This is a genomic window from Streptomyces cahuitamycinicus (genome assembly GCF_002891435.1).
Classification (GTDB): Bacteria; Actinomycetota; Actinomycetes; order Streptomycetales; family Streptomycetaceae; genus Streptomyces; species Streptomyces cahuitamycinicus.
On record NZ_POUC01000068.1, the window covers coordinates 1 to 26992 of the forward strand.

Genomic DNA, 26992 nt, shown 5'->3' on the forward strand with positions numbered 1-26992 from the left:
GCTGGGCCCTCGGCGCCGGGCGGGCGGGGCCGCTGCAACTGGCTCCGGTGTACCGGGCGCTGCGCAAGGCCTTCGAGGACGGAAAGCACGAGCCGGGGGCTGCGGACTTCTACTACGGGGAGATGGAGATGCGCCGCCATGCCGACGACATCCCCCGCAGTGAACGGGGGCTGCTGACCGCGTACTGGGCGCTGTCCGGCTACGGCCTGCGCGCCTCCCGGGCCCTGGCCTGGCTCGGGACGGCCATGCTCCTCACCATCGTCCTGCTGATGGCCGTCGGCCTCGCGAAGGACACCCCGAAGCAGACTGTGACCGGCACCGTCCCGGCCGGCGGGGGCAAGGTCACCTTCGAGATCGACAAGGACGATCCGAAGAACCCCACCGGCAACCGGTTCACCGGCGAGCGCTTCGAGAAAGCCCTGAACGTCACCCTCAACTCGGTGGTGTTCCGCTCCTCCGGACAGGACCTGACCACCGCCGGCACCTACATCGAGATGACCTCCCGCCTGACCGAACCCGTCCTCCTGGGTCTGGCCGTCCTCGCCATCCGCAACCGCGTCAAACGCTGACTGCCCTGACCCGGTCTGACCGAGCCTCGCAAACGGTTCGACCGAACCGATTCCGGCTACGTGCCCTACTTGCCTGCACCGTCGATCAGGCTCTTGAACTGCGCAGAAACTGTCGGCCCCTAGATACCGCCGGGACGCGCCGAACATGAGTGCAGGAAGCGGTTCGACCGAACCACTTCATGGGCATACCGGCCAGCGCCGAACGCGAGTCCAGGAAGTGTTTCGATCGAAACACCTTCCTCGGACATGCCAAGTGGTACTTGCCTAACATGCCTGCACTCGGCATCAGCACCCTGAACTGGGCAAAGGCGCCCCGAACCCCAGATAACCCGGGGGGCCGCACTCGCCGAGGTCCCCACGCCGCACGCCGCCGCCTCCTGACCTGCCGCTAGACCCGAGGGCCGCCGGACCTGACCCGGCGGCCCTCGGCCCCGTTTCCGGCCGCCAACTCCCCTACATCCGGGGACGCGTGACGGACGACACGGCCAACTCACCCCAGAAACTCACCTCTTAAGAGGTGAGTTTCTGGGTATGGTTGATCCATGACCACCGCCACCGCCGCCCTCGTCCCGGCCCCCGCTGCCTCTCCGGAAGACGTCGCCACCCCGCCGGCCGCGCCCGTCGCGGAGATCGCCGCCGCCATCACCGCCGCACTGATCGCCGGATGGGAAGCGATCCGCGCCCGGCACCCGGAGGTCCCCGAGGCCGTCATCACGATGGCCACGGGCGGCCGCGAGTCGACGATGAAGCTCGCCCACTTCTCCGCCAAACGCTGGCGCCTGCGCCAGGGCGACGGCGTCCACCACGAGGTCTTCGTCACCGCCGAATCGCTCCAGGGCGGCGCGGAGGAGGTGTTCGCGACCCTGATCCACGAGGGCGCCCACGCCCTGAACCAGGCCCGGGGAGTCGATGACTGCTCGGCCAGCCAGTACCACAACAAGAAGTTCAAGGCGGCGGCCGCCGAGCTGGGCCTCATCCAGAAGCCCGACGTCAGCGACTACTTCAAGAAGAAGTACGGCTTCGCGGGCACCACGATGAGCGACGAGGCCAAGGCCGCGTACAAGGAGCAGATCGAGGCCCTGGACGCGGCGATCCACGCCACCCGCGTGCCCAACTTCTACGGCGGCCGCGGCGGCCGCTCCCGGACTGGTTCGAAGGCCGACGACGATCTGGACACCGAGGGCTACGAGACCGAGGACGGCGACGAGGTCGAGGAGGAGGAAGGCCCGCAGAAGCCGGAGCGGGAGGACCGCAACTACGCCAAGGGCGTCTGCCAGTGCGACCCGCCCAACGTCATCAGGGCCTCGCCGAGGACGCTGCGTCGCGGCAAGGTCATGTGCGCGGACTGCCTCGGGGTCTTCGGCCCGGCGGACGAAGACTGAGCATCCGGCGGCCGACAGCGGCGGGCCCCGACGATCCCCACACGAGGGGGGCGTGGGGGCCCGCCGCTTTCCGCTCTACGGGGCCGGATGCAGCCCCTCGAAGGGATCGAAGCCCAGCTGCTCGATCACCCGCTGACGGGTGGCTTCCTTGGGCCGCCACTGCTGGCTGGCCGGGTAGAGGAGGTTCAGCCCGGCAGCCGGGGGCGCGAGCAGGTAGTCGGCCCTGGGACAGCCGGTCAGGTGAGGGCACTCCTCCAACACCCGGTTGCACAGGGCGCACAGAAGACCTCTCACTCGGCCCGACTGGTGGTCGTGATCGACCATCGCCCCGGGGTACAGGCCGCACAGGTGGCAGTCGGCGCCGAGCGCATCGACCAGCGCGGCGCGCAGGCGCCGGATGGATGCCGTACGGGCCGGGCGCGGCGGCCACAGGTGCAGCAGCGCATACCGTCCCGCGAGGCAGCGTTCCGACCGGTCGACGGTACCCGGATCGACGCCCGGGCCGGTAGTCCGTACCGGCCACTCGGCGACGACGGAGGCCAAGGCCGCCTCGGGGTCGTCCTGGCGGCCGCCCGTCCACTCCTGCGGCCCGTGCTCCCGCTCGATCCATGAGCAGTGCTGGCGGTGGCTCCAGGCGCCGGCGGCCGCCGCCTCCCCGCACAGCATCCGGCCCGCCCGTTCGAGGTGGAACCTGCCGTCGTCGCCGGGCACCGCGAAGGTCCGGCCAGGCGGCCCCGGCGGGGGAGTAGGCAGTCGACAGGGCCGCTTCTCGGCATCGCGGACCAGGTCCTCAACGAACGCGACCCCTTGATGCGCCCAGCGCCGCAGCAGCTGTGCCCGCCGGTACGGGGGCAGCTCATACAGGCTGACCATGGGGTGATCCTTGCGTACGTCACTGACAGTCGGCCGGGGCCGGTACGCTGCGGCAGCACAACGGCCCCCGAGCGCCTCGGCGAGCAGTACCGCCTCCGTGGCGGCCGCCGCAAGGTCGTGTTGCCAGTCATGCCTGGGTACTGGTGGGCTCGCGTATTCAACTGTCGCGGGTTCCCCGAGGAACCCAGCCCGCCGGTGACGGGGTGTGATCGCCAGCGGGGTATCGGGGACTGGATCTTCCTAAGGGCAAGGCCGGCTCCACCTGCCTCAAGTACTGTGGCTTCGCGTGATCGAATCCGAGACTGAGATCAGCGAGGACCTGGTCCGTGACCTGCTGCGGGAACAGCATCCGGACCTGGCCGAACTGCCCATCCGTGAGGTGGAGGGCGGCTGGGGCAACCAGATGTGGCGCCTCGGGGACAAGTTGGCCGTCCGGATGCAGCGGATGGACAAGCTCCCCGATCTGCAGCTCAAGGAGCGCCGCTGGCTGCCGGTGCTGGCCTCGCGGCTGCCGCTTCCGATCCCAACTCCGGTACGGAACGGGGCACCGTCCGAGCGCTTCCCCAAGATCTGGACCGTCGTGACATGGGTTGACGGCACCCCGCTGGACCATGGCTCGATCACCCGCGGGGACCACGCGGCCGACATGCTGGCGGCCTTCCTCAAGGCGCTGCATGTGGAGGCGCCCGCCGACGCGCCGGACGCCTCGGACCGCGGCGGCCATCCCAAGGAGTGCACGGACGGCTTCGAGCACTTCCTGCGGGCTGTGGACCTCGGGCACTTCGCCGAGGACGACATCCGGGCCGTGTGGGACGACGCGGTTGCGGCTCCTGAGTGGGAGGGCCCGCGGGTGTGGGTGCATGGTGACCTGCATCCCGCAAACGTCGTCGTCGCGGACGGCACACTGGCGGGCGTCGTCGACTTCGGGGACGTCTTCGCCGGCGACCCGGCGTGGGACCTCGCCGCCGCCTGGGTGTTGCTCCCCACGGAGGGCGCCTCACGGTTCTTCAACAGTTACGCACAGGCGGATGAGGCAACGATCCGACGGGCGCACGGGCTGGCCGCGATGAAGAGCCTGTTCCTGATACTGATGGGCCAGAACGGGGACCGCGGCCTACCCGGCGGCAAGCCGCACTGGGGGCCCGCAGGCCGGTCGGCACTTGATCGTGTTTTGAAGGGCCTTTGACTGGGGGCGATACTGGTGGCTCGCGTTTTCAACTGTCGCGGGTTCCCCGAGGCACCCAGCCCACCGGTGACCGCGTGTGATCGCCCGCGGCGTATCGGCTCCAGCTCCCGCCGCCTTCTCTGAGGAGGCGGCTGGTGGTTTTGTCGTGGTAGCCGAGGGCGTCCGCGACGACGGGGGCGGGAAGTTCGAGGAGTTGTTGCCGGATGGCGGCGCCGCGGGCGGCTGCGACCGGGATGCCGATCTCGCCCAGGAGTGAGGACATGTGGTCGGGACGGGCCGGCCGTCCGGCCCGGCGGCCGGGGAAGAGCCAGCGGGATGCCTGATTGGTGGCGGTGTTCATGTTGTCGCGGTCCGCGATGTATGCCAGTAGCAGGGCTGCCGCTGGTGCGGGGACGGGTGAGGCAGGCTCCCCGAGCCGCAGAAGCGTGCTCTCTCCGTCGTGGAGCACATCATCGACCGTCAGCTGGACGATCCGGGTCAGGGGTTGTGCATAGAGGAGGACGATGACGCCGGCGACTCGGAGGCGCATCGGGGTGTCTGCGTCGGTCAGCAACCGGCCGAGTGCGGCCAGGCGCTCGTCCTCGCTCAGCGCGGGTCGTCGGGAGACCTTCATGGTGGGGATGGACAGGGAGCATGGACAACGGCGGCTCTGCATGGCCCAGTTGAGGAAGGGTTTCAGGCAGGTGCGGCCGTGTTCGGTGTTCTCGGCGAACCAGGCGTCGATGTCGAGCTGGCCGCAGGACGAGAGGGTGCTGTCCCGGGCGCTGAGCCACCGCAGGAAGATGGTCGCGTGCTTGATCTGCTCGGCTGCGAAGCGGCGGACGCTCGGTGTGATGTGGCTCCGATCGGCCCGTTCCCGTAGGTGCGGAAGGACGTGCCAGGTCGCGAAGAGTTTGATCGTCTTGACGTGCTCGGGATCGGCGATGTCGGCCAGATGGCCGGGCAGCCATCGCTGAAAGGAGCAGATGTACTTGTCGACGGCGGGCAGGACTCCGCTGGCCATCAGGAGTTCTTCCAGATGAGCCGCTGCCCTCCAGGGCTGCAGTTCGTGGAAGGCGTCGTGGGTCAGAGGGATCTCGCCGAGACCGAGCCGCTGCAGTAGCTGCGAGGCGTTTCCCGGCTGGCCACGACGCATCGCCAGCCAGGCTAGGCCGCTTCTGGGCTCGTCCATCGCCACTAGCAGGGTGAGCAGGGGCGTCAGCGCGGGGCGGACGCGGCCGGTGCCGTCGTCCAGGAGGGCGGTCAGCCGGTCGGTGAGGGTGCAGCGTTCGCAGAGCCGGCCGCCGAGGAGTTTGCCCTCGAAGCCGCAGCGCGAGCAGTCGAAGGTCTGGGAGAAGCCCGCGCAGGTCGTGCAGATCGCGGAGCCGTCGGCGGGGTGACGCCCGGGGAGGGCACGGTCCTGGGCGCATCCGGGGCAGGTGCCTCGCGTTCGCACCGCGCGGTCCGAGCAGGTCCGGCAGACGTATCCGTCCGGCCAGGTGCCGGCCTTATGTCTGCGTTGGTCGCAGCGGCAGCACTCGGCCATGTACCAACGTTCGTACTGCTCGTCGGTGGCGTAGGTGCGGCTCATGCGTCGGGCAGAATGCGGGCCGCGCGGGGCCGCAGCTTCGCGACGTTCGCGGGCGGGGTGGGCAGGTCACCTGTGGCGGTCTTGCGGACACCGGCGTTCTCGGCGGTGGTGGCCACCAGGTCGGCCGGGGTGCATGACAGGATGTCGCAGAGCGCGGACAGGACCTGCAGCGACAGCCGTTCCGGTGTCCCGGAGACCATGCGGTGGACCTGGGAGGCGGACAGGTCGATGCCGCGCTCGCGCAGCAGCGGCACCAGCTCGGTCGCGGTGAAGATGCGGTGCTGGGCCATCACCTCACGCAACCGCCAGGTGTAGCCGACCTTGCGCTTCATGCCTGCCTCCCGTTCTGGGCCTGGAGGGCGGCGGCGACGGTGGCGTCCAGGTGCCGGCGCAGGGTGCGGGTGCGGAAGTCCGAGGAGACGCAGGTGTAGATGGACGTGGTGCTGGCGTGCTCGTGGCCGACCTGTTCCTGGACGAAGCGGGGATCCCAGCCGTCCTCGATGAGGTGGGTGACGTAGGACCTTCGGAAGGAGTGGTAGTCCAGCCCGTCGTCCAGTCCCAGGGCCTTGCGGTATGCAATGAAGCGGGAGTTGATGCGCTGGCAGCCGATCCGCAGCCCGCGCTCGGAAGGCCAGGCCGCGGGGTTGCTGTCGGTGCCGAGTAGCGGGCGGACCTCGGTGAACCACTCGTCCAGGACATCGGGGGTCCAGCCGAACACGGTCAGCACGCCGCGGCGCTTGGGCGGTGAGCCCTTCTTGGCCTTGCCGAACCGGACCTGGCAGCGGCCGAACTCGCCGTACTCGGCGCCGTGCGGGTTGCGGCCGAAGTCGGCGGCGTCGAGCATCCGCGTCTCGTTGCGCCGCAGCCCGTAGGCGTAGGCGGTCTTGAACAGGGTGGCGTCACGGAATGCCGGCAGCCAGCCCTTGCGGCCGAAGGCCCTGATTCGGGCGACCTCGTCGTCGCAGTGCTCGAAGAACGCGTGCAGCTCGGCCTTGGTGAAAGCCCGCTTCTTCGCGTCGGCCTCGTTGTCCTGGACGTGCACCGCGGTGTTCCACTCGTGAACGACTTGGACCGGGTGGGTGCCGAACCGTTCCTCGCACGTGGCCGCCCAGTCGTAGAGCGGGTCGGTAACGAAGTGGCAGAACGCCCGGACGGCCTCCGAGTAAGACCGGATCGTGGAACGGCGCAGGTCCCGCAGCGAGCGCAGGTCACCGAGCCACTCATCGACCATCGCCGGCGTCCAGTGCCACGGGTAGGTGTTCACGTACGTGGCGAACGCCTTGACCGTGTTCTCCCTGCCCTCCACCGTCGTCCGGGCCAGATTCCGCGCGAGCTGCTGGTTGGCGAACCCGGTCAGCATCGCAGTGAAGACCTGTTCCTCAGGCCGCAGCAGCGCGACTCCGTCAACCAGGTGCAGTCGTGCCGCACCTGGGATCGACCCGTTGAACCCCACCGGTCCACCACCCTCCGTCACTCGCGTCGTATGCGAGAAAACCGCATCTGATGCGAGTCGACGGGCAAACCGCAGGTCAGTCAGCCGGACGAGTGACACCAGGTGGTGTCGCCCTCATGTCTGTCGCTACCGTCGCCACAGCAGACCGGGCCAACTTCCATGGTCAGCACGCTGGTGGGCGCCATTGCCCACGACGATTCGCGAACCGTGGCGAGTTCGCATCGGATGCAATTGGCGGCGCTTGGAACAACGGAAAAGTCATTAGCGCCAAGTCCTGATCATGGCCGTCCATCGCAGCGGTTCACCTTCGGGGGAGGGCGCCCGATCGGCCTGTTCGGGGTGGTTGCCCCATCCGGGCTACCACGGAAGGACGCCCCCAAGTAAGTCGCTTAGCGTAATCGGTTGATGACGTTAAGCGACTCTTCAGGAGGGTCATCCATGCCACGGAAGTCGAGACAGGCACCCCGAATACACGCGGGCCGCCGCATAGCCCTGGCGACTGTCAGCACCCTGGCAGCAGGCTCCATCGTCCTCTCGTCGAGCTACACAGCCCTGGCTCAGCCGACGCCCACGCCGTCCGACACGCACACCACCCCGGCGCCGACGCCCACGCCGTCCGACACGCACACCACCGAGCCACCTTCGTCACCCCCAGCGACCCCGACGTCCCCGTCGCCGGCCACCTCGGCGCCGTCCACGCCCAGCACCTCCCCAACGCAGGAGCAGCCGTCGGTACTCGGCGAAGCGACCGGGCCTCACGAGGAGACCTGTACCACCCACACGGTCGTGAGCGGGGACACGCTCTGGGACATCGCTGCCAGGTACCTGGGTGATCCCGAGCGGTGGACCGAGGTCTACGACACCAACCAGGCGGCGATCGAGGCGTCTGCGCGCGAGCACCCCGAGTCGCCAGTGCTCGGGGCGAGTGACCATGGTCACTGGATCTTCCCGGGAACCAGGTTGACGATCCCGGGTGCCAACTGTGCACCGACCACCCCGACCACCCAGACCACCCCGACCACCGGTGGCGGAGTATCGGATCGACAGGCATGCGAGGCCGTGGGACGACCTTGGGTCTCGGCGGAGGACGGTGGCCCCTTCTGCGGCACCTTCGGCACGATATCTGTGCCGGAACATCCGTTCAGTCCAGGGGAACTGGATCAGCTGAAGTTCGCGGCGGACACAGTGGGATGTCTGAAGGACGTCGCTGGGATTGTCGCTGGGGTGCCTGGCGTGCTTAGCACGAAGGGGCAGCGTGTCGTCGACACGATCCTCTTCGTGGACGGGGTCGTTACCGAGCTCAAGGACGTAAAGCCCGGCGACGTAGTCCAGATGGTCACCGAGGTCACGGACCTATCGTCAGGCCACGTAGCGACGGTCATCTGGAACCTCGTACCGGGTACGGCTTGCGTCGAGCTCTTCTATAACCGCGCCGTAGCGTTCGGCGTCATGGGATAGCGCTGGTTGGGACCGGCCTGAGCCGAATACGCGAGCCCACCAGTAGAGGCCGGTACAGGCACCTACGCCCGCGGACTGCGGCCGCGGCCCTGGTCGGGGCCGGAGCGGCGCAGGTGGGACGGCTGTTCGCCGCCGGGAGCGGCGGGCCGGTTCCGCCCACCGGCCGCCCGGGTCGTCGTCGACCGGGAGCGGGCCGCGCAGCCGACGGGCGGGGCCTGGTCATCGGGTCGGGCGACGTGTGGGCTGCGGGGGGCTGGTCGTACGGCGAAGGTGAGCAGGCTGTTCGGCGCCAGTCGGCTGTTGGCGTTGACTGGCCGTGGTGCTGGCAGACCGAGATCTGGCAGCCGCAGCGCTGATGGTTCTGGCCGGCCCGGCCGCCAGCTGGGCAATGCTTGCGTCCATGGCCTGGGCTGAATGCTTCCAGGTGTAGTTCTGGCCGAGGAAGTCCCGCAGTTCCCGAGCCCGGGCGCGGGTCTGCGTCAATGCGTCAGGGCTGAGTCGATCCTTGATGTGCTGGGCCCACAGCGACACCAGTTGCTGGTCGTCGGCATGCGGGGGCGCTTGGACGACGCATGTCCGGCCCAGGTGCTCAGGTACACGGCGGGCATCGCTGAAGAACATGCCGGCGCCGGTGTTGCTGGCCACCGCGACGGCTACGCCGAATCCGGCAGCTTCGGTGGCGACCAGGCCGAACCCTTCATGTCTCGATGGCATGAGCACCAGGTCGGCTCCGCGTATCTCCGCCTCGATCAGGGCACGGTCCGGGGTGAACGGCTTGACCTTGACGGGGAACTGGGCGAGGTCCGACAGGGCTCGTTCCTGGGCGCGTATCTGGGCGGGCTGTGCTCCCAGCACGGTCATCTGGAGGTCGATGCCCTCGGCATGGAGTCGGCCGGCAGCCTGGGCCGCCAGGCTCGCCCCCTTCAGCGGGTCGTCGGCCCGTCCGAACAGGAGAAGGTTGAGACGGGTCTGGAAGGGTGCCAGTGCGGGCGGGTCGCCCAGGACCACACCTGGTGGCATCTCGGCGACCAGCGTGGGAGTCGGGGCCATGCGTGCCAGGCGCGCGGCGTCGTCGGTGAGCAGCGGGCCGAGGCCCATGGCGACGTCGGCCTTCCCGATGAGGAGTCTTTCGGTGTTGGCGTGCTCGGTCGCCTGCATCGGGTCGTCCCGGAGCCGGTCCAGCTCGTCGGTGAGGGCGTGCACGATGTGCACGACCTTGGCCTGCGGGTAGAACTGGTCGCGCAGGTAGGAGGCGGCTCCACCGGTGAAGCGTCCATGCCCGACGATGACGTCGACGTTGCGCGGCAGACCGTCTGCCCGCAGCAGTTGCCCGCGTTCGTCGGGGACGCCCAGGACGGGTTCGAGGCCCTGCACCCGGACACGGGGGTGCGGGGGGCTGGGCACGCTGACGCGTGCAGTGACGTCGTGGCCCATCTCGGCAAGAGCGATCGACAGTTCGCGGTTGACGGTGACGCCGCCGCTGTGGCCCGCCCATGCCGTGGAGAGGGTGAGCATGCGCATCAGTCGGTGAGTCCCCCGGCTTTGGCCATACGTTCGGCGAGGTCGGTGGCGACCTGCGCGAGTTCCTCGGCGTCCGGGGCGATCGCCCCGTGTGTGAGGTCGTGCCGCAACCGGGCGGCGAACTCCTTCAGCAGGGCCGCGCTCGCCAGTGCTTCGGTGCCGGTGATGGTGGCGCGCGCGTCATCGAGCCCGCCGGACAGGTTCTCGCGCTGCTCGGCCGCCTCCTCCGCGAAGCTGACAGGCCGGGATACGGCGGTTCCGGAGGCGTCCCGCAGGTGTCGGCGGCTGCTCAGCAGGTGCTGGCGGGGGTCCAGTTCGGTCATGGGAGCAATCCTTCGCTTCGGTACGGGTGTCAGGCAGTGCAGGGCGCGATGCGGGCCTTCGCGGTAGTCACCAGGTGGGTCATGAGCTCCGGGTCCCCGGCGGTGTAGCGGGACAAGAAGGCCTCCGGCGCCATCAGCAGGCGTCCCCGGGACTCGTCGTCCCCGGGCGTCCAGGGCGCCAGATGACGGCACAGCCCGCCGTAGACAATCATGTAGGTCAAGTCGTCGGCGCCGAAGTAGTCGGACTCGATGACCTCGATGGGGACCAGGCCGTCCACGAGAACGCGAGTCTCCTCCCACGCCTCTCTCCGGGCTGTCTCCTCGCCGCACCGCTCATGCTGCTGCGTGTGTCCACCCGGCAGGTCCAGGCCGCGATCGAGGTCGGCGACCACCATCGTCCCCTCGGCGGTGAAGGCGATGACCGAAACACTGGTCACCTTTTCCCAGGCAGGCACGTACGAAGCGCCCATGGGCGTCAGTCTCACCGGTGCGCCCACTGCCATAGCCGTGGAGCGGCGGTCTGCGGGTGGCGCGCTGTCCGCGCCTAACCTGGCGTCCTTGTCCATGGTGTCCTGTCCTGTTGAACCCGTATGGGGGATAGACAACACAAGCGTACTGTTGGCGATCATGAGGTGAAGGGCGTGTGCCCGAACCGCAGTTGCTGCTTGCTGGTCAGAAATGGTCGAGGGGCTCGGCTGCATAGGTTCCGTCCTCCAGCTGTACGTCAGTCAGTTCGTACAGGCGCTGACGGCCGTCAACCCAAGGCGTGATCTTGGTTCCCGTGGGCCGGGTGGTCTCGTACCGTACGGGCGTGCCGTCGGCAGCCTCGGTGCGCAGGAGGGTGAAGTGGCGGATGCGAGGCGGCTCGGGCTGAGTGCCCCGGCTCCGTCGGAACAGCCAGGTGCCGGCGGCGGCAGCGACCAGAAGCACGACGGGCAGCCACTGGCCCAGGGCCGTGCCGAGAAGATCCAGGCCCTTGTCGAGGGCGAGGGAGACGAGGGCGGGCATGGCGGCATCACTCCTGCGAGGTGGCGGTCATGGTCCGCCGGGGTGACGGGCCGCGCCGACTTTCCGGGAGCGGAGGGTTAGCCGCGCAACCCCCTAAGACGACCGGCGTCATCTGTCCTCACCGTCCGAGCCCTCGCCGTCGTCGTCCGGGGCCAGCGCCCGCGGTGCGTCGTCGTCGGACCCCCACCCCTGGGGTCGGGCCAGGGCAGATGGCGCATCCTCGTCTCCCCAGTTCCCCCGTGCCTCGCGTTCGACTTGCTCCGCTCGCTTGCGGGCCTCGTGGAGTTCGCGGTTCTCGACCGACCACGGCACCGTGCGCAGTGAGTTCGCCGCCTCACGGAAGGCGGGGAGATGTTCCTCTGCCAGGACGTAGGCGATGGCCCGCTGCCATGAGGGGTTGTCGGGGTCATAGACGGGCTGGATGGGGGCGGGGGTGCCCTCCGGCCACCAGCCCGCCTTCACCCCGCGGGGCATAGCGCGCGACAGTGCGATGGTCGCCCCGCGCAGCGATCCGAGGAGGTTGCGCAGGTAGTCGGCCTCCGCGTGGCCGCCGGAGTCGATGACCTCCAGGGCGAAGGTACGGGCGGCCGCAGGCAGCGTCGTGAGGTAGCGGACGGCCCTCTCACCGGTCCATTCGGTGCCCGCGCTCACGATCAGCTCGTCGCGGTGCTCGGCGAGCAGTCCGAGCAGCTTGCGCTCGAAGTCCTCACTCGCTCCTTCGATGGTGATCTTCACGAGCCCTCCGAGCCATTCTTACCTTGTTCTGCTTCTTCTATATGGCGGCAGTCTGCCACCTGGGGGCCGGTTCGTCTAGCCCCATAGAACTCGGGTATGTCGCGCGCTGTTCTACATGGATTTGCGCGACCCGGCGGCACGCTGCGTCTCGGCTCGGATAACGTGCCATATCCGAGGCGATAAACCGGACATGACGATCCGTCGTTCCGGACCCGTGAAAGCGGCCGAGGGAGCGGCCCGCGCGAGTCCTGAGAGCCGGATGACGGCCCTTACCGTCACGTGACGATAGGCGCCGCCGTGCGTTACTCTGCTGAAACGTCACGTGACGATAAGAGAGGGGACTGCCATGGCGTCGTGCCCGGTGTGCGGCGTGGACCTGCCCGCCCCGCGCGGTCCACGCCCCCGTCGCTACTGCTCACGCGCCTGTCAGGGCAAGGCCTACCGCGCCCGCCAGCGGCAGCACAGCGTGCACCGTGCTGCCGCCGCCGACGAGCCGGGTCTGCTGGCCCGGTACGCCGACGTCCCCTCGCTGGAGCTGGCCGACCGGCTCGCACTCGCCGCCCGGCGACTGGCCGGGGCCCTGACCGCCGGGCAGGGCCCCGACGATGCCGACCTGGATCTACTCGCCCGCATCCCGGTCGTCCTCGCGGCCCGCGCCCGCCGCGCCGTGCCCATGCCGGCCGCAACCGTTCGACCCGGCACGGAAACGTCACGTGACGATACGGGCCCAGCTCGTGCGCGTCCGGCCATGCCCGCTGCGAAACCCGGGCAGGGCACGCCCGCCGGCCGTGATGCCCCGACCGAGGCCGTGGTCGACATGGCCGCCCGCCGGAAGCGAAGCGCCGCCACCGGAACGGAGACTGCCCGGAACCATGCCGCGCAGGGGGCCCCGGACGCTTCACCGGTGGCGCGCATCGCCAGAACGTCACGTGATGATCCCGCGGCGGCCGCGCCCGCCCCCCGGGGCATCGAGCTGCGCCCGCAGAAGCTCGCAAAGAAGAAGGCACGCGCCGTCGTTGACGCCGCCGAGCTGGTCCGCCATCCCGAGCACCGCGACAACCACCAGTGGATCCTGCGCAGCGGCGACACGGTCCTCGGGTATGTGGAGCCGACCTACGGCGGCGCCTCCCGCTCCGGGCGCAACGGCTGGACCGGCCGTCTCGGCGGCAGCAGGGGCCGACGCTGCACGACTCGGGACGGGGCAGCGGCGGACCTGGCGGCGCGCTGGGTCCGGCTGGTCACCGCCGTACCGACGCGCACCCTCACCGGCGACTGACACCGACGCCGACCACCCGGAACCAGATGGCCCGCCCGGGCCAGGAAGGAACCCACGCCGTGAGCCAAACCTCGGAGGAACTCACCGCTGAGCCCGGGCGGGGCGGGCACGGCGGCTGGGAGGCGAAGCTGACTGCGCAGGCAGGGGGTGTTCGGCTACACGAGGTGTACGAGGGAGAAGAACTCCACGAGCCCGAAGAAGGTGACGGCGCCGCCGCCCGCGCCGAGGAACAGCGCCGGGTAGAAACCGAGGCTCAGCCCAACCGGCTTGGGCTTCTGCGACCCGTAGAAGCCGATGAAGAAGACCACCAGGGCCGCCAGGGCGGCGACCAGGCACCACGCAAGACCGGCGGAGCCTTGGTCGGCGGCGGCGAAGTAGACCACGTGAACTCCCGTACGTGAAGCGGGAAGCGGCCTTGTCTCGCACGCCTCCTCGGTTGTCTCTTATCCTAGAGACAAGTGAGAGACTTCACCAACGTGCGCAGGTCAGGAAGGAGAGAGATGCCCAACGACTCCGTGAGCCACAGCGGAGGTCGGCCGATGAAGCCGATTCCGGACGACGTTCCGCCGGAGGTGAAGCACCTTGCGCAGGGGTTGCGCGAGCTGATCGGCGAGAGCCTCCCCCCGACGGTTCCGATGAGTGCGCTCGCCAAGGCCGCCGGTATCGGCAAGTCCACGCTGTTCCACGCGCTGAGCGGACAGCGCGTACCCAACCTCGACACCGTGCTGATGGTGGTGAACGCCTGCGAGGCAGCCCGCACCGAGCCCGACATCGTGGGCCGCAACCCTGACGGGTCGGTATTCATCGCCGAAGTAAAGAAGAACCGGATGAGCCCGAGGCAGAAGCAACTCTGGACGACGCTGGTAAACCATGCGCGGCATCCCGTCAGCAGGCCAGAAGACTTCGACCTGCTCTACTTCCCCGGGCACGGGACGACCGAGGACGCGCGGCCCCGATTTCTAGTGCAGGCGGGGGACACTGAGGTGCTGCCCGAGGTGCGGCCCTCGGCGTTCCGCGTGTCCAAGGTCGATGTGGACTTCGAGGACAGCAGCGTGGAGGAGGTGGGCGTCGCCGACGCCGCGGCGATGCTGGACAGGGCGCTGCGCAGCCTGGAGCAGGCCACTCGGGACGTCACGCATGCAAGAGCCGTACTGGCCAGGGCGCTTGCAGCGTCGGCTACCGGGGCGGAGACGTCAGCGGCCGTAGCTGAGGAGGCGGCCCGCAGTGGGTACGCCACGATGCGCGAGGAACTACTCGACGCGGAGCAGCGCCGTGAGCGGGATCAGCCCGCGCCTGGTGACGTTGAGGGGAACGTGGTGCGGTGACCGTGGTCGAGGAAGCCCGCCGGGCCGGACTGGAGCTGGTGGAGGTTGTCGACGCCGAGCTGGTGGACGATGCCCCCGGCGCCGGCGCGGTCGCCGCACTCGACCCGGTGGCTGTCGTCCTCAAGGCCCTGGACACGGACGCCAAGGAGCACCTGAACCGCATCCGGCCGAAGAAGACCAGGGACGGCTACGCCCGTGACTGGGCGGTCTGGGAGGAGTTCCACGTCTGGCTCGCCGCGCGGACCGGCACCCCCTTGCCGCCCAGCTCCATCACGGTCGGCACCTTCGTGTCGTTCGTGACCTACCTGGACCAAGTGGTGGAGGCGCCGCCGAACACGATCGAGCGCCGCATCACCGGCGTCACCTCGGAGGCCCGCAGGCACGGCTACACAGTGCCCAAGGAAGCCACCGAGGCGGCTCGGCGCGCACTGAAGCCGCTCCGACTGGACAAGCGGCGCCAACAGCGCGGCCGCGGCAAGGCCGCCGCCGTCACCCCGAAAGACCTGCGGCAGATGGCCAACGCGCCGCGCGAGCGCGCACCCCAGCCCGGAGCCCGGCGGCGGCACACCATCGTGGTCTCGGAGCTGACCCGGCTGCGGGACAAGGCGCTCAACTCCCTGAAGTTCGCGATCGCGGGCCGCAACGAGGAGATGTCCGAGCTCGACGACCCGGACATCGAGGACGTGGACGAAGGCCTGATGGTGCACGTCCCCTCGGTGAAGGGCCGCCCGTCCCGGGACGCGCCCGTCACCTACGGCGAGGACATCGACACCTGCCCAGTGCGCTGCTGGCGCGCGTACAAGGCGGCCAAGTTGGCCGCCGGCGCCGTCCCCGGGGGGCCTGCGTTCCTGCCCGTCGACCAGTGGGGCAACCAGGGCACCGCGCGCCTGTCGCCGGACGGCGTCGGCCGGGCGCTCGCACGCTGCGCGAAGTACGCGGGGCTGACCGGGCGCCGGATCACCGGGCACTCCGCCCGGCGCGGTCTGGTCACCACCGGGCGCAAGAAGGGCAAGCGCGTCGAGAAGCTGCGCCGCCAGGGCGGCTGGTCGGCCAACAGCCCGGTGTTCTGGGAGTACGTGGACGAGGGTGAGGCGTTCGAGGACGCCCCGACCGAGGGCATCGGCCTGTGACCGCGGTGCCCAACACGAGGGAGAGGGCTGTGGCCACCACCGACTACGCCGAGCTCTGGAAGGCGCTGAATCCGCGTCAGCAGTTCTACCTGAAGACCATCTTCGAGGAGGACCAGGGACGGGAGGCCGCGCAGCGTGCGGCGGGCGCGGCGGGGAACTACGACCGTCGTCCCGCCGCCGAGTGGCGCACGATCGACGCGTACCACGAACCGGCCGTGCCCGACTTGGTGGGCCGCACCGAGCTCCAGATCCGTTGGCGTGGCGCCGGGCACCACGACCAAGGCACCGGTTCCACCATCAAGGTCCTGGTGACGCACGGCCTGATCACCCTGGACGACCGGGTCACTCCGTTCGGGCGGATGCACCAGGTGGCCATGACCAAGCAGGGCCGGGCCCTGATGCGGTGGGTTACCAAACCCCCCGCCTCCCGGACGAAGGTGCCGCTCAAGGAGCGGGCCGCCGAGGTCCTCGGACAGCTCTACGACGCGTCCAGTAGCCGCTTGGGCTACCTGGACTGGGCTCGCTCGCCCACCATCGACAAGGACCTCATCCCGCGCGGGCTGGCCCGCTCGCGCGGCACCTACCAAGGGTTCGAGATCACCGAGGAGGGCGTTGCCCACCTTGCCGAGCATCACGCCGCCTACGCCGCGGCGTACCCGAAGCTGAACCTGCCCGACCCCTCGGGCGGGGTCGGCTGGCCGGAGGAGGCGGACCGGCTGCTCGACGGGCTGCGGGGCGAATGCTGGTCGCTCGCCCACGCATCCGAGAGGGCCGAGAAGAGGGCGCAGGAGGAACGCGCCAAGGCCGACGTCGGGTTCAAGGAGGAGTTCCACCGGCAGGAGGGCCAGCTGGCCCTGGCGATGTACCGGGAAGTCTCCGACCTCAAGCGCGCCCACGCGAAGGTCCTGGCGGACACCTTCGACGGCTACCGGGCGAAGATGCGGATCGTGCTGGCGGAGCGTCTGCCGCAGTACACGGCCGCCACCCTCGCCGCGGTGACCGCGGTTGTCGAGGGCGTCGACCCGGTTGCAGCGATCCGCGCGCAAACGGCGGCCGCCGTGGCGGAACTGCCGGCGTACACCCCGACCGGGATGGTCGCGGTCGACGTGGAGGGCGAGCGGCTGTACGCGGAGTGCCAGCGCAAGCGGCCGCGCCGGGCGACCATCAACCGCAAGGGCAAGGCGAAGGCCGCCGCCGGGCTCCACACCGAGGCCGTGCCCAGCCCGGCGCGCGGCACCGCCCTCGAACAGCCGTGGGCACTGGCCGTGCACCTGCACCGCGCCTTGCGGGACGGCTACCTCTACCGGCTGCTCAATGCCCCGCCGGAGGAGGAACGGCCGCGCCGGCGCCGCCCGGCCGGGCTGCTGGAGGCGCCCGCCCTGCGGCTGCTCGTTGCTCTGATGGCCACCGAGAACCCTCGGCGGGCCCACCACGCCCGGACCGAGGTCGAACGGTACGGCCAGGCGACCGAGGAGGAGCTCGCGGCGATTCCGCGCGGCTTGTTCTCGTACGAGGTCAAGCAGGCCACCAGCAGCACGAAGGCCCCCGGAGTCCTCGTCGGCCGGGGCTTCGCCGAGTACATGAACCTGGCCCGGTTCGACGCCTCCGGCCACTACGGGGACAACTGGCCTCTGCTGCACGTCACCCAGGCCGGGCGGGACCACCTCGCCGAACACCGCGAGGTGTACGCCGAGTTCCATCCCGACGTCAGGCTTCCCGCCCCGTTGGCCCCGGCCGCCGTCGACTGACGACACCCGCCCGTCGACACGGAGGCCGCCACCCGATCCGGGAATGGCGGCCTCCGTCGTCTGGGGTAGGGGGTTGAGGAACATCCCTGTCGCATCGTGCGCTAAGCCGACGTCGGCCCTGGTAGGCGGCTGACGGGGCGTCGGCGGCCGGGAAACGCCGAACAGAGCGAGCGCGGCTTCCGGCTGCTGAACTGGCTGCACAACCGCAGCGAGACTGAGCTCCCGCCCGCAGAGTCGGACCTGTAATGCTCACAGGCTCCCTTTTTGGTCCTCTCGCGCGGCCCGTCGTGCGGCCAGGCGCCGGTGGACACGCTCTCGTCTCTTGCGGTTCTGGGTTCGGCGCCTGAAGCCGTTTCCCCGGACTCCGCTGGCGATGTCCATGCACCTCGCCCTGGAGACGCGCTTCACGTAGCGCCACAGGCGGTGGGGTGCGGTGATCGTTCCGGGGAGCGGTGTGCCGCCGATGTTGAGGGGAGGTTCATGGCCTTCGCGCTTCCAGCTGGTGCGAAAGGCGTCGGTGTAGATGAAGTTGACGTCCGGGCCGTCCCAGGATGGTTGTCCCTCGCGGGTGTGCGGCGGGGGCAGGGCGGGCCCGTCGTAGTCGTCCCTCCACGCCGGCAGGGTGAAGGTCTTGCGCTCCTGGGGTGCCACGACCTCGTACTGCGCGGGCTGCGCTCTGGCCGAGGCCTGTCCCACGGCGCCGCCCTCCTTCGCGTCCCACAGCATGCACTCTGCCTTGGTGATGCGCAGGTTCCACACCGGAGTGGCGTCCAGGTTGGCGATGGTGACGGACTGGTGGTTGGCCTCTTCGATGAGAATGAGCGACGCCCTTTCGTGGCGCCTGCCGCGTTCGACGGCGTTTTGGGCCCGGTGCTGCCACAGAGCGATCCCGACGGCGCTGAGCGCCGCGGCGAAGGTTCCGATAGCCGTCGCCCACAGTGCCCACAGCTCGGACGTCATCTCTGTACGTTAGGCCGCTGCGCCGTCCGGTGCGACCGGACGAGGCATGGCGGGCCCCAGCGTTCACCCGGTTCGGCACGGTGCGGCCGTTCCTGAAGGCGTCGAAGTCGCTGCCGGACCTGATGGGACGCAAGAAGGTCGGCCCGGCGGAGGCTGCATCGTCACCGTCGGTGTCTCGCAGGTAGCTCTTTTGTGAGCGATCGATCAGTGATATCCCTAGTCACAGCCGTTGCAACGGCCACCGACCGGGCTGCACGAGGGGGGAACGTGTCGGATCAGACGCGTGCGCCACAAGGCGATCCCGCCGAACCACCGCTGGTGCTCCAGGGCCCGGCGATGCAGTTTCCGTACATGCCTAGCCCCAAGAAGCTCGTCTTCGGCTACGACCCGGACGAGTTCGAGGAGTTCGTCAAGGAGTGGGTTCCAGCCCTTCAATCGGAGTATGTGCGGGTGGAGCGGCAAGGCGGCAGCGGAGACCACGGCATCGATGTGGCCGCGTACCGCAGTGCTCAGGGTCTGGAAGGGCCGTGGGACAACTACCAGTGCAAGCGCTACAAGAGTGCCTTGAACTGGAGTACAGCTGCAGGTGAGATCCGCAAGATGTTCGTCGGGGTGGTGCTGGGGCATTTCGTCTTACCCACCCAGTACGTCTTCGTCGCCCCGGCGTTCGCCCGCAACCTGCGCACGGCGCTGGCGAAACCGGCTCAGACCCGTACGAAGTTCCTTGAGGAGCTGGCCGAGACGAGTGATGAGGTCGTCACTCGGCTGACGGCCGATCAGCAGCAGGAAGTGACCCAGCTGGCCAAGCAGACGGACTTTTCGATGTTCGTGCCAGTCGACATGGACCTGATGCTCGAACAGCACAAAACCACCCCGCATTGGGCCACCCGGTTCCCCGACGAACAGCGCGAACGCCCCGCCGTCATGCTGCCTCCAGACGATCACAATCCCGAGGAGGCCCAGTACGTTCAGCAGCTCATACGGGTCTATGCCGAGCGGTGGAAGGCCGACGCCGACACCCTGGAACTGATCGCGCAGCACCCCACGGCTGGCGCTCACATGCGCCGGCAGCGCGAGGCGTTCTACAGCGCCGAGTCGTTGAAACGCTTCGCCCGAGACGCCTATCCCGACGGACACTTCAACGCGGTCATGGACGACGTCCACGCCCATGCGGTAGAGGTGGCCGACAAGCGCTTTGAACTTGGCTGGGACCGGCTGCAGGCGGTCCTGGAGGCGGCCGGTGTTGTGGCGCTGACGGAGACAGTCCTCACTCGGTATGTGAGACCCCTGGACCGCAAGGGGGTATGCCATCACCTGGCGAACGACGGCCGACTGAAATGGTGTGAGGAAGGGGGAGCCGCGTGAACCCGCTCAACAGCCCGCTGGAGATCGGGGTGCGGGCACTGGTGCTGCTGGCCGAGAGCCACCCCCAGCCGCTCGACCTGGCACAGCTGGCCGTCCTTGACCACGCCGTCCTTCACAGCGGCGACCTTGACGGCCCGCCCTCCCTGCACCCTTCCTTGCCCGGGCACTCTGGTGAACTTGGTATGAAGCGCACCGTGCTCGAAGAAGCGCTGCTGGTCCTCATCCGTGCCGGGCTCGCCGACGTGGAAGCCGACGAGACAGGACTGGTCTACCGGGCCACCGAACGCGGGCCCGCTTTCGTCGACATCCTCGAGGCCCCCTACGTGGAGCGGCTGCGCGAGCGCGCCGAGTGGGCCGTGCACCACTGGGCCCCCGCCACCGACGTACGCCAGGCCACCGCGGAACTCCTCAGCGGCTCCCTGTCCGCAGCTACGCCATTAGAGGGCCGCCGTGAGTGAACTACAGCTGACCCATCTCACCTACTGCGGAGCCAACCTCCCCCCCGCGCAGATCATCTTCGGCCCGGAGCTGACCGTCATCTACGGGACCTCCAACACCGGCAAGTCGTTCGTCGTGAAGTCGATCGAATACATGCTGGGAGGCGCCGACCTGGCGATGGTCCCCGAAGGCGTCGGCTACACACAGATCCTTCTGGGTCTGCTCATGCCGGACGGCAGCCCGCTGACGCTGCTGCGCGCTCCTGACAGCAACAGTATTTTCCTCTACCACGCGGATCTGCGCGATTTCGTGATGGACACGCCGGACGCGTCGGTCACCGCGGTCCACAACGCCCGCAGCCGCAACAGCCTCTCCATCCATCTGCTGCGCGCGCTCGGCCTGGACGAGGTCCTGATCCGTAAGAACGAGGCCGGCGGCACCCGCCCCCTTGCGCTGAGCGATTTGCTGCACCTCTCGCTGGTCACCGAGAACCGCATGGTCGGTGACGTGCCGCCGGTGCTGCGTACCGGGACCGCCACCACGCGGACCGCGGAGCTGTCCGTCATGCGGTTCCTGCTCACCGGGGAAGGCGATCCGGCCCTGGACACCGGCCTCAACGCCGGGCAACGCCGCGTCCACAAGGGCCAGATACAGTTGTTGGACCAGCTCGTCCTCGACCTGTCGTCCAAACTCGTCACGCAGGAGAACGAGCGCCACCTCCGCGACCGGCTCATCCGGATCCGCACCGCGCTGGACGAGCAATCCGCACCGCTGCGCCAGGTCAACGAATCCCACCGCGAAGCGGTCGACTCCCGCATGGAAACCGCCCGGGAACTGGCCGCCCTTGATGAGCGGCTGACCGAGGTAAGTGACCTGCTGGGCCGCTTCAAGTTGCTGGAGGCCCAGTACCGCTCGGACCTGGAACGGCTGGCCATGGTCAACGAAGCGGGCAGCATCCTCGGATACTTCAAGGTCGGCACCTGCCCATTCTGCGGCGCCGAACGCGAACACCAGCAGCCCAGCCACCGGGTGGATGAAACCACCCAGCTCCACGCTGCCGTCGAGGCAGAGGCCGCCAAGACGACCGCACTGCTCGCCGACCTGCTGCCCACCATCGCCGACCTTGACCGCGAACAGACAGCTCTGATCAACCGCCGGGTGGAGGCGCAGTCCGACATCGGCGTCTGGGACCAGATCATCGCCGACCTGGAAGGCGGCATCGCCGCGCTGCGCTCCGACCTCGAAGAGCTGGCCGAGGAGCGGTCCGTCGTCGAGCGGGAACTGGAGCTGCAGGCCCGCATCGCGGAGCTCGACGACAAGAAATCCCGCCTGGTCGGTGAGGGGGCCGTTGCCACTCCGCGCCCGACCCAGCACATCCCGACCGCCACCGTGGGCGACTTCGACTCCATTCTCCAAGAGACCCTCAACGCCTGGCAGGTACCGGCCGCCGACCACGCCGAATACGACCAGTACTACGCCGAGATCCGCGCGGGCGGCCGCAAGCGGCTGGAGTGCGGCAAAGGGATGCGCGCGGTTCTGCACTCGGCGTTCACCACGGCGCTGGCCCGCTTCTGCATGGACCGGGACCTGCACCATCTCGGATTCGTCGTCCTGGACTCACCCGTGGTCACCTACCGCGACCCGGAACCCGACGATGTGGAACTGACCTCCACCGTCGTGGACCGGTTCTACAAGGACATGCTGTCCTTCCCCGGCCAGGCCATCATTGTCGAAAACGGCGACCCGCCCACCAAGGTGCTCTCCGAAGCCGTCACCTATCACTTCACCGGGACGGCAAGCGGCAGAGCGGGCTTCTTCCCCTCATCCGTGCACTAGCACCGAACCGGCTCCTGTGCCTGACACCTCCTTATCGAGGGCGTGAAGCGGCTGCTGCGGTGACCGCCTTGGCGTGGTGTCGCAGTAGCGCCGAGACGGTACAGGAGGCTGGTTGACGGCCGGCATGAACCCGGCCACGACGGGGCGTTCGAGGGGCTGCTGAACTCCAGCCGCAAACGGCCGTGATCACGGCATGGTCATGACGCTCCCGCCCGTGAGTCACCGCCTGGTGGTGGAGGAACCTGGAGTGCACCTGGTCGTCGAGGAGATCAAGGGCTGGACTGCCCGGGGCGAAGCAGTGCGAAGGGGCCTGGCGCCGTTTCGACGGCGCCGGGCCCCTTCGTGCTATCCCGGCCAGCGCTATCCCTGGGTCCCTACGACGCGGTCATAGCCGAGTTTGAAGCAACCCCCACCCGGTGCCAGCGTGATGATGTCCCAGACGAGCGTCTGGTCCTCGCCTGACGCTGGGTTCTTGAACTGGGCAACGATCTGGCGTACGCCGCCAGCTCTCATTGCGTCCTCAGCCGTGGTAGCCACCCCGTCTACGAAGAGGACCGTGTCAGCGACACGGTCCAGGGCGGTCAGGCCAGAGAGGAGCCCGGCGATGTCCTTCACACATCCCACCGTGTTTTCCGCCAGGAGGATCTCATTCAGTTCCGCCTGAGTGAGCGGGGGAGCCGGTGCGGCGAGCGTGTTGAACCTGCCGCAGTAAAATTCGCCGCTCTGGGTCTCGGCCGGAATTCCTCCCACGGCCTTGCATGCTTGTTCATCCGATACCCCGCCACTGGTCGGCGTGGTCTCGGTGGTGGGCGTGGTCGGTGTGGTGGTGGTTGGTGCACAGCTGGCACCCGGGATCGTCAGCGTGGTGCCCGGGAAGATCCAGTGGCCGTGGTCGCTCGTCCCGAGCACCGGTGGGGCGGGGTGCTCTCGCGCTGCGGCCTCGATGACTGCCTGGTTGGACTCGTAGACCTCGGTCCACCGCTCGGGATCACCCAGGTTTCTGGCGGCGATATCCCAGAGCGTGTCCCCGCTCACGACCGTGTGAGTACAGGCTTGGGCTGGCGCGGTGTCCTGGGGAGCTGGCTCGGTGGTGGGGTTGTCCTCGGGAGCGACCGGCTCGACCGGCTCGACCGGCTCGGTGGTGTGAGTGTCCTCGGGAGCCGGCGGGGGCTCGACCGAGGGTGGCTGAGGCGAAGGCGGCTCGGTGGTGTGCGTGTCGGAAGGCGTCGGTGTGGGCGTCTGGGCGATGGCTGAGTAGCCCGACGAGAGAACCATCGAGCCTGCGGCCAAGGCGCTGACAGTCGCCAGGGCCAGTCGGCGGCCGGCGCGTATTCGAGGTTGCATAGTCGACCCTCCTAGAGAGTGACAAGAAGTAGTCACTCGATGACGCTACGTGGCCTACAGGGGGACGTCTTTCGGCGCTAGCCCAGATGGGAGAACGGCTGCCAGGGGTTCGCCCGCGTCGACACGGCGGTCCGCACGACTGGCCGGTAGGCATTGAACTTTAAGGAACAGACTGGCTCCCCAGCCAAATGCGGTGAGGGGGCGGAGCGCGGCGCCGTTCCGCACTGTCCGTACGGCGCTCAGCCACTTCTTGGCTCTTGGTGGCGGTGGCGGTGGCGGGTCTGTTCCTTAAAGTTCAGATCGCGGGCAGAACTGGGCGCTCAGCTGCCCAGGGGGACGTCGAACATGGGCGATGTGCCCGTGTCCTTAAAGTGGAGCGTTCCCTTGCCTTCCGGGACTTCCACAACCGGCGTGCCGATGGCGTACTTGCCGGGCGGGATCTCTCCGACGAAGTCCTCGTATTCGAGGCCTACCACACTCACGGAGTCAACCAACCGGCCGTCCTCGCTCTCCCACGTGCCTCCATTCAGAAGTGAGGGGAGGAACGTGGCCGTACCCGTGTTCTCTACGCGGAATGTCATCGCGTAGCTCGTTTTTCCGGGTGTTTCGTTGGCTACCTCGACCAGCTCTTTCAAGGTGACCTTGATCGGCTGATCTGGCTCGTCATACGTGGGCTGGTAATAGGCCGTAACGGTCTCACCGACGCGGAGCGTCGGGGGAGACTGCCGAGTGCGCTGTTCCTCTGCCGTAGTCACGGGGAGGTCCGTTGTCGTAGTCACGGGGAGGTCCGCCTTGTCCTGAGCAGGGGTGCCGCCGCACGCGGTAACCCCTCCCACGGCCAGAACCGCCGCACTGGCCGCCGTGACGATAAGGTTCCGGGTTCGCATTCTGATCACCTTCTATCCCCTCAGTATGAGGGTGTGGAGCCCGGCCGAGCAGCATCACCGGGCCCTCCAGCCGGGGCCGTCACTCCCGGAGCCGGAAGGGGCTCGAGAGTCGTGGGACCGGGGCCTGCGCCACCACGGCACCGGCTTCATGGCCCTGGGCTCCTACCTCCGACACCAGGGGACAATTAACCGGCGAGTAGGCCCGCTACATGAAGTCGTCCGACCGGGCTGAGGCCGCTCTGCTGGCCGTGTACGAACCGGAGCTGATCAAGGCCGCCGCGCCACCGCGGACTAGGGCGATCGCCACACCATGCCCGTCAAGGCTCATGCTGGAGATAGCTGCTGTCGCCCTAGGGAGGTGACCGAGGTGGCTAAGGTCCGGGTGTACGAACTTGCCAAGCAGTTCGGTGTGGAGAGCCAGGTCGTCATGGCCATGCTCAAGGAACTCGGAGAATTCGTCCGGTCGGCGTCTTCGACGCTTGAGGCGCCGGTTGTCCGCAGGCTGACTGACGCACTCCAACTCAGTGAGCTGGCTCGCGCGGGGAAGGACTCTGATGTGGCTGGCCCTGAGCAGCCGCCGATGTCGGCCCTGGACGATACAGACGAGCCTCCTACGGAGTTTGAGATCCTCGACGAGGATCTTACCGTCTACGAGCGAGACCGCCGGCACCACACGGCGATGAGCAGGCCCGCCGTAGTGCTGCGCCACGAGGAGGAGACCCCCGAGACGGCTATCGCCTCAGAGGAGATCCGGCAGCTTCGCGTGGAGATGAGTCAGCTCCGCAAGGACCAAGCGGCTCTAGCGACGCGCACCGCAACGACTTCCTTGGGCGTCGAGGTCACAGGACTTCGCAAGCAAGTAGCCGAGCTCCGCGAGGAGATCACCGATCTCCACCACGAAGTCGAGCGGCTCGAAGACGCCCACGCCTTGAAAACAGAGCTCGGCGACCTAGACAGCGAGGTCGAGAACCTTCGGAACTGCTACGAGAGCGTTCGCGACGGGATAACCGATAGCCGCGAGAGGTTCGGGGCACGCCTAAAGGACCTGAAGGATGCAGACGCCCAACTCCGTAAGCAGGTGGCGACACTGCAGAGCGAAGTTGCCGAGTTGCTTCTGTCGAATCGACGTCCAGAGCATCGCGACCGCCAGATGCCACCGTCGCCACCGCCCCAGCTGCCACCGTCTCCTGGCGCGCCTATTCACCTCCGTGGACTCATAGGCAGTCTCATGCCCGAGACACCCGGCGAGATTTACCGGGCGCAGCAGGCTTGGAACAGGGCGCCGGGCGGGGACTGACCGTCGGCGCCGATGTCCTGACTTCCGCGAAGAACAGTCCAGCGCCTGGCTCTGTTCACGAGAACGGACAGCACTTCGACGTCGGTCCGGGAGGCGGTTGGCCGCCGCGGCCTCGTCGGAATGTCCACGAGTTTCGACAGCACCGGGCTGGCTGGGGCGTTCCCCCTTGACCAAGGGTTCGGCGACGGTAAGAGCCCGCAGCTGGGCAGGGGCGCGCCATGCTGGACTACGTGTGGACCTGCCACCGCCGGTCTGCCTCAGCGCGAGCCACTTCGGCGTCGTACTGGCTGGCGTCAAAGTGCAACTCCGGCGGCGGGGAGGCGGGGGCGTGCGGAACCTCCCAGTCCGACCACTGCACGATGTCCCCGAACCGTTGCACAACGACGGACAGGAAACCGCAGCAACCGCCGGTGCACTCCGGTTCCCCCAGCTCCAGACGGCGCACCTCGCAGGTCGCCCGCAGGAGGCTGGGCCGGCCAGCAGGCAGCACATCAGCCGCGAACGGCCCACGGCCGCCCTCGTGGACCGCCCCTTCGATCACGTCCTCCCCGTTGACCCAGAACCGCAACTGGGCAGCGAACCGGGGGCCCGGCGGCAACACCCGGATCTCCAAACGATCGAACATCAGACCACCCTATGGGGCGCGCTGAAGTCGGCGCGTGGCCCGGCCGACACCTACCTCTATCCGGCCGGGGGAGCAAAGACGAGATGCCTCCCGTTCTCGTGAACATCGACCACGGCCCCGGCGGGACGCCTCCCGAAGTCGTGCACATCTGCCGTCGGAACTCGTGAACAGAACCAAGCGCCGGGCCCACTCGTCGGTTACTTGTCCTCTGTTGTCTGAGCTGGGAGTCCGGGGCCTTCATAAAGTGGCGGGATGAACTCCCCGACCCGCGCCCCGGACCCGCACGCCGTCCTCACCGGCTGGCTCTCCGGGGCGTACACCCGGCCCGACGGCCAGGAGGTCATCGGGCGCGTCTGGGATGAGGACACCAAGTACCGCTACGGCCTCTACCTCGCCGGGATCGACGCCCCGCCCGGCTGGAAGCAGGACTGGTTCACCTACATCGGCGATCTCGTCTGGCACTTCGATCCCCTGCACATCCAGGACTGGGCCTCGAAGCTCACCGCCTTCGACGGCACCCCGCTCGCCCCCGCCTCCCGCGGCCGCGCCGTCTCCGCCGTCCGCAGCTTCTACGCCCATTGCGAGGACGACCTCGGCGCGGCCCGCTGGAACCTGCCGCCCCGGCGAGCGCTCGCCGGGCCCACCCCGCCGGCGGAGCGCGAGACCCTCACCCGCTTCCAGAC

The 26992-nt window shown here is 68.6% G+C and carries 26 protein-coding genes and 2 pseudogenes; 13 read left to right on the forward strand and 15 right to left on the reverse strand.

The window, feature by feature from the left end; all coding sequences use genetic code 11:
• Together C1J00_RS12280 and C1J00_RS12290 are read left to right on the forward strand one after the other, a co-directional pair.
• Positions 1-569, forward strand: a 569-nt coding sequence (locus tag C1J00_RS12280) for a hypothetical protein (RefSeq protein WP_102909081.1), incomplete at its 5' end; no start/stop codon positions are given.
• 542 nt (positions 570-1111) lie between these two features.
• The gene (locus tag C1J00_RS12290; RefSeq protein WP_180989519.1) at positions 1112-1951 is read left to right on the forward strand and encodes a hypothetical protein; all 840 of its coding nucleotides are present in this window, start codon (positions 1112-1114) and stop codon (positions 1949-1951) included.
• A 75-nt stretch (positions 1952-2026) separates the two neighbouring features.
• On the opposite strand, the gene C1J00_RS12295 is transcribed toward C1J00_RS12290, so the two are convergent.
• On the reverse strand, positions 2027-2824 hold the full coding sequence (locus C1J00_RS12295) for an endonuclease domain-containing protein (protein WP_245936316.1): 798 nt from the start codon (positions 2822-2824) through the stop codon (positions 2027-2029).
• Between the two features lie 286 nt (positions 2825-3110).
• Here C1J00_RS12295 and C1J00_RS12300 point away from each other — a divergent pair, with 286 nt between their 5' ends.
• The gene (locus C1J00_RS12300) at positions 3111-4010 is read left to right on the forward strand and encodes an aminoglycoside phosphotransferase family protein (RefSeq protein WP_102909084.1); all 900 of its coding nucleotides are present in this window, start codon (positions 3111-3113) and stop codon (positions 4008-4010) included.
• A 28-nt stretch (positions 4011-4038) separates the two neighbouring features.
• On the opposite strand, the gene C1J00_RS46680 is transcribed toward C1J00_RS12300, so the two are convergent.
• The 4 genes from C1J00_RS46680 to C1J00_RS45230 all read right to left on the reverse strand — a co-directional run bounded on the left by C1J00_RS46680 (position 4039) and on the right by C1J00_RS45230 (position 7731).
• The gene (locus C1J00_RS46680; RefSeq protein ID WP_180989520.1) at positions 4039-5580 is read right to left on the reverse strand and encodes a site-specific integrase; all 1542 of its coding nucleotides are present in this window, start codon (positions 5578-5580) and stop codon (positions 4039-4041) included.
• On the reverse strand, positions 5577-5912 hold the full coding sequence (locus tag C1J00_RS12310; protein ID WP_102909085.1) for a helix-turn-helix domain-containing protein: 336 nt from the start codon (positions 5910-5912) through the stop codon (positions 5577-5579). Before C1J00_RS12310 ends, C1J00_RS46680 begins: the two co-directional genes overlap by 4 nt.
• Entirely contained in the window at positions 5909-7033 is a 1125-nt protein-coding gene (locus C1J00_RS12315; protein WP_102909086.1) for a tyrosine-type recombinase/integrase, read from the reverse strand. The genes C1J00_RS12310 and C1J00_RS12315 overlap by 4 nt, the downstream gene beginning before the upstream one ends.
• A 557-nt stretch (positions 7034-7590) precedes the next feature.
• On the reverse strand, positions 7591-7731 hold the full coding sequence (locus C1J00_RS45230; protein WP_180989521.1) for a hypothetical protein: 141 nt from the start codon (positions 7729-7731) through the stop codon (positions 7591-7593).
• Between the two features lie 88 nt (positions 7732-7819).
• On the opposite strand from C1J00_RS45230, the gene C1J00_RS12320 reads away from it, so the two are divergent.
• A complete protein-coding gene (locus tag C1J00_RS12320; RefSeq protein WP_102909087.1) occupies positions 7820-8491 on the forward strand; it encodes a LysM peptidoglycan-binding domain-containing protein in 672 nt (223 codons plus the stop codon).
• 219 nt (positions 8492-8710) lie between these two features.
• Here the strand turns inward: C1J00_RS12320 and C1J00_RS12325 are convergent, their stop codons facing one another.
• The 5 genes from C1J00_RS12325 to C1J00_RS12345 all read right to left on the reverse strand — a co-directional run bounded on the left by C1J00_RS12325 (position 8711) and on the right by C1J00_RS12345 (position 12078).
• Positions 8711-10012 (reverse strand): glycosyltransferase family 4 protein, encoded by a 1302-nt coding sequence (locus C1J00_RS12325; protein WP_102909088.1) that lies wholly within the window; start codon positions 10010-10012, stop codon positions 8711-8713.
• Positions 10012-10335 carry a hypothetical protein gene (locus C1J00_RS12330; RefSeq protein ID WP_102909089.1) on the reverse strand — a complete coding sequence of 108 codons (324 nt, stop codon included), beginning with the start codon at positions 10333-10335 and terminating at the stop codon, positions 10012-10014. Before C1J00_RS12330 ends, C1J00_RS12325 begins: the two co-directional genes overlap by 1 nt.
• A gap of 29 nt (positions 10336-10364) precedes the next feature.
• On the reverse strand, positions 10365-10772 hold the full coding sequence (locus C1J00_RS12335) for an NUDIX hydrolase (protein WP_219728342.1): 408 nt from the start codon (positions 10770-10772) through the stop codon (positions 10365-10367).
• Positions 10773-11007: 235 nt separating this feature from the next.
• A complete protein-coding gene (locus C1J00_RS12340; protein ID WP_102909090.1) occupies positions 11008-11343 on the reverse strand; it encodes a hypothetical protein in 336 nt (111 codons plus the stop codon).
• 108 nt (positions 11344-11451) lie between these two features.
• Positions 11452-12078 (reverse strand): hypothetical protein, encoded by a 627-nt coding sequence (locus tag C1J00_RS12345; protein WP_102909091.1) that lies wholly within the window; start codon positions 12076-12078, stop codon positions 11452-11454.
• 346 nt (positions 12079-12424) lie between these two features.
• Between C1J00_RS12345 and C1J00_RS12350 the strand changes: the two genes are divergently transcribed.
• Positions 12425-13354 (forward strand): hypothetical protein, encoded by a 930-nt coding sequence (locus C1J00_RS12350; protein WP_146046179.1) that lies wholly within the window; start codon positions 12425-12427, stop codon positions 13352-13354.
• 155 nt (positions 13355-13509) lie between these two features.
• Here C1J00_RS12350 and C1J00_RS12355 read toward each other — a convergent pair whose 3' ends face one another.
• A complete protein-coding gene (locus C1J00_RS12355; protein ID WP_102909093.1) occupies positions 13510-13737 on the reverse strand; it encodes a hypothetical protein in 228 nt (75 codons plus the stop codon).
• 156 nt (positions 13738-13893) lie between these two features.
• Between C1J00_RS12355 and C1J00_RS12360 the strand changes: the two genes are divergently transcribed.
• The 3 genes from C1J00_RS12360 to C1J00_RS12370 are packed head-to-tail and all read left to right on the forward strand — an operon-like array spanning position 13894 to position 17557.
• Positions 13894-14679: a helix-turn-helix domain-containing protein gene (locus C1J00_RS12360; RefSeq protein WP_219728343.1), complete on the forward strand. Its 786-nt coding sequence runs from the start codon at positions 13894-13896 to the stop codon at positions 14677-14679.
• Positions 14676-15809, forward strand: a complete 1134-nt coding sequence (locus tag C1J00_RS12365) for a site-specific integrase (RefSeq protein ID WP_102909095.1) — start codon at positions 14676-14678, stop codon at positions 15807-15809. The genes C1J00_RS12360 and C1J00_RS12365 overlap by 4 nt, the downstream gene beginning before the upstream one ends.
• A 29-nt stretch (positions 15810-15838) precedes the next feature.
• The gene (locus C1J00_RS12370) at positions 15839-17557 is read left to right on the forward strand and encodes a hypothetical protein (RefSeq protein WP_102909096.1); all 1719 of its coding nucleotides are present in this window, start codon (positions 15839-15841) and stop codon (positions 17555-17557) included.
• A gap of 249 nt (positions 17558-17806) precedes the next feature.
• On the opposite strand, the gene C1J00_RS12375 is transcribed toward C1J00_RS12370, so the two are convergent.
• On the reverse strand, positions 17807-18517 hold the full coding sequence (locus C1J00_RS12375) for a hypothetical protein (protein WP_102909097.1): 711 nt from the start codon (positions 18515-18517) through the stop codon (positions 17807-17809).
• A gap of 267 nt (positions 18518-18784) precedes the next feature.
• Here C1J00_RS12375 and C1J00_RS12380 point away from each other — a divergent pair, with 267 nt between their 5' ends.
• Genes C1J00_RS12380 through C1J00_RS12390 form a run of 3 tightly spaced genes read left to right on the forward strand, consistent with a single transcriptional unit; the run spans position 18785 to position 22156 of the window.
• Positions 18785-19882: an ABC-three component system protein gene (locus tag C1J00_RS12380; protein ID WP_245936317.1), complete on the forward strand. Its 1098-nt coding sequence runs from the start codon at positions 18785-18787 to the stop codon at positions 19880-19882.
• A complete protein-coding gene (locus C1J00_RS12385; protein ID WP_102909099.1) occupies positions 19879-20340 on the forward strand; it encodes an ABC-three component system middle component 2 in 462 nt (153 codons plus the stop codon). The genes C1J00_RS12380 and C1J00_RS12385 overlap by 4 nt, the downstream gene beginning before the upstream one ends.
• Positions 20333-22156 (forward strand): hypothetical protein, encoded by a 1824-nt coding sequence (locus C1J00_RS12390; protein ID WP_102909100.1) that lies wholly within the window; start codon positions 20333-20335, stop codon positions 22154-22156. Before C1J00_RS12385 ends, C1J00_RS12390 begins: the two co-directional genes overlap by 8 nt.
• Positions 22157-22516: 360 nt before the next feature.
• Here C1J00_RS12390 and C1J00_RS12395 read toward each other — a convergent pair whose 3' ends face one another.
• Positions 22517-23446, reverse strand: coding sequence for a LysM peptidoglycan-binding domain-containing protein (locus C1J00_RS12395; RefSeq protein WP_180989522.1), 930 nt, complete (start codon positions 23444-23446; stop codon positions 22517-22519).
• Positions 23447-23820: 374 nt separating this feature from the next.
• Positions 23821-24387, reverse strand: a complete 567-nt coding sequence (locus C1J00_RS12400) for a hypothetical protein (protein WP_102909102.1) — start codon at positions 24385-24387, stop codon at positions 23821-23823.
• A gap of 367 nt (positions 24388-24754) precedes the next feature.
• On the opposite strand from C1J00_RS12400, the pseudogene C1J00_RS12405 reads away from it, so the two are divergent.
• A pseudogene (locus tag C1J00_RS12405) lies at positions 24755-24907 on the forward strand (translation initiation factor IF-2 N-terminal domain-containing protein); the annotation flags it as partial.
• A 1003-nt stretch (positions 24908-25910) separates the two neighbouring features.
• On the opposite strand, the gene C1J00_RS12410 reads toward C1J00_RS12405, so the two are convergent.
• On the reverse strand, positions 25911-26309 hold the full coding sequence (locus C1J00_RS12410; RefSeq protein WP_102909103.1) for a hypothetical protein: 399 nt from the start codon (positions 26307-26309) through the stop codon (positions 25911-25913).
• Positions 26310-26561: 252 nt separating this feature from the next.
• Here C1J00_RS12410 and C1J00_RS12415 point away from each other — a divergent pair.
• A pseudogene (locus C1J00_RS12415) lies at positions 26562-26992 on the forward strand (hypothetical protein); the annotation flags it as partial.

Coding starts and splice junctions, on each gene's coding strand:
- C1J00_RS12290 (WP_180989519.1), top strand. CDS start 1,112: ATGACCACCGCCACCGCCGCCCTCGTCCCGGCCCCCGCTGCCTCTCCG.
- C1J00_RS12295 (WP_245936316.1), bottom strand. CDS start 2,824: ATGGTCAGCCTGTATGAGCTGCCCCCGTACCGGCGGGCACAGCTGCTG.
- C1J00_RS46680 (WP_180989520.1), bottom strand. CDS start 5,580: ATGAGCCGCACCTACGCCACCGACGAGCAGTACGAACGTTGGTACATG.
- C1J00_RS12310 (WP_102909085.1), bottom strand. CDS start 5,912: ATGAAGCGCAAGGTCGGCTACACCTGGCGGTTGCGTGAGGTGATGGCC.
- C1J00_RS12325 (WP_102909088.1), bottom strand. CDS start 10,012: ATGCGCATGCTCACCCTCTCCACGGCATGGGCGGGCCACAGCGGCGGC.
- C1J00_RS12330 (WP_102909089.1), bottom strand. CDS start 10,335: ATGACCGAACTGGACCCCCGCCAGCACCTGCTGAGCAGCCGCCGACAC.
- C1J00_RS12340 (WP_102909090.1), bottom strand. CDS start 11,343: ATGCCCGCCCTCGTCTCCCTCGCCCTCGACAAGGGCCTGGATCTTCTC.
- C1J00_RS12350 (WP_146046179.1), top strand. CDS start 12,425: ATGGCGTCGTGCCCGGTGTGCGGCGTGGACCTGCCCGCCCCGCGCGGT.
- C1J00_RS12360 (WP_219728343.1), top strand. CDS start 13,894: ATGAAGCCGATTCCGGACGACGTTCCGCCGGAGGTGAAGCACCTTGCG.
- C1J00_RS12375 (WP_102909097.1), bottom strand. CDS start 18,517: ATGACGTCCGAGCTGTGGGCACTGTGGGCGACGGCTATCGGAACCTTC.
- C1J00_RS12400 (WP_102909102.1), bottom strand. CDS start 24,387: ATGCGAACCCGGAACCTTATCGTCACGGCGGCCAGTGCGGCGGTTCTG.
- C1J00_RS12410 (WP_102909103.1), bottom strand. CDS start 26,309: ATGTTCGATCGTTTGGAGATCCGGGTGTTGCCGCCGGGCCCCCGGTTC.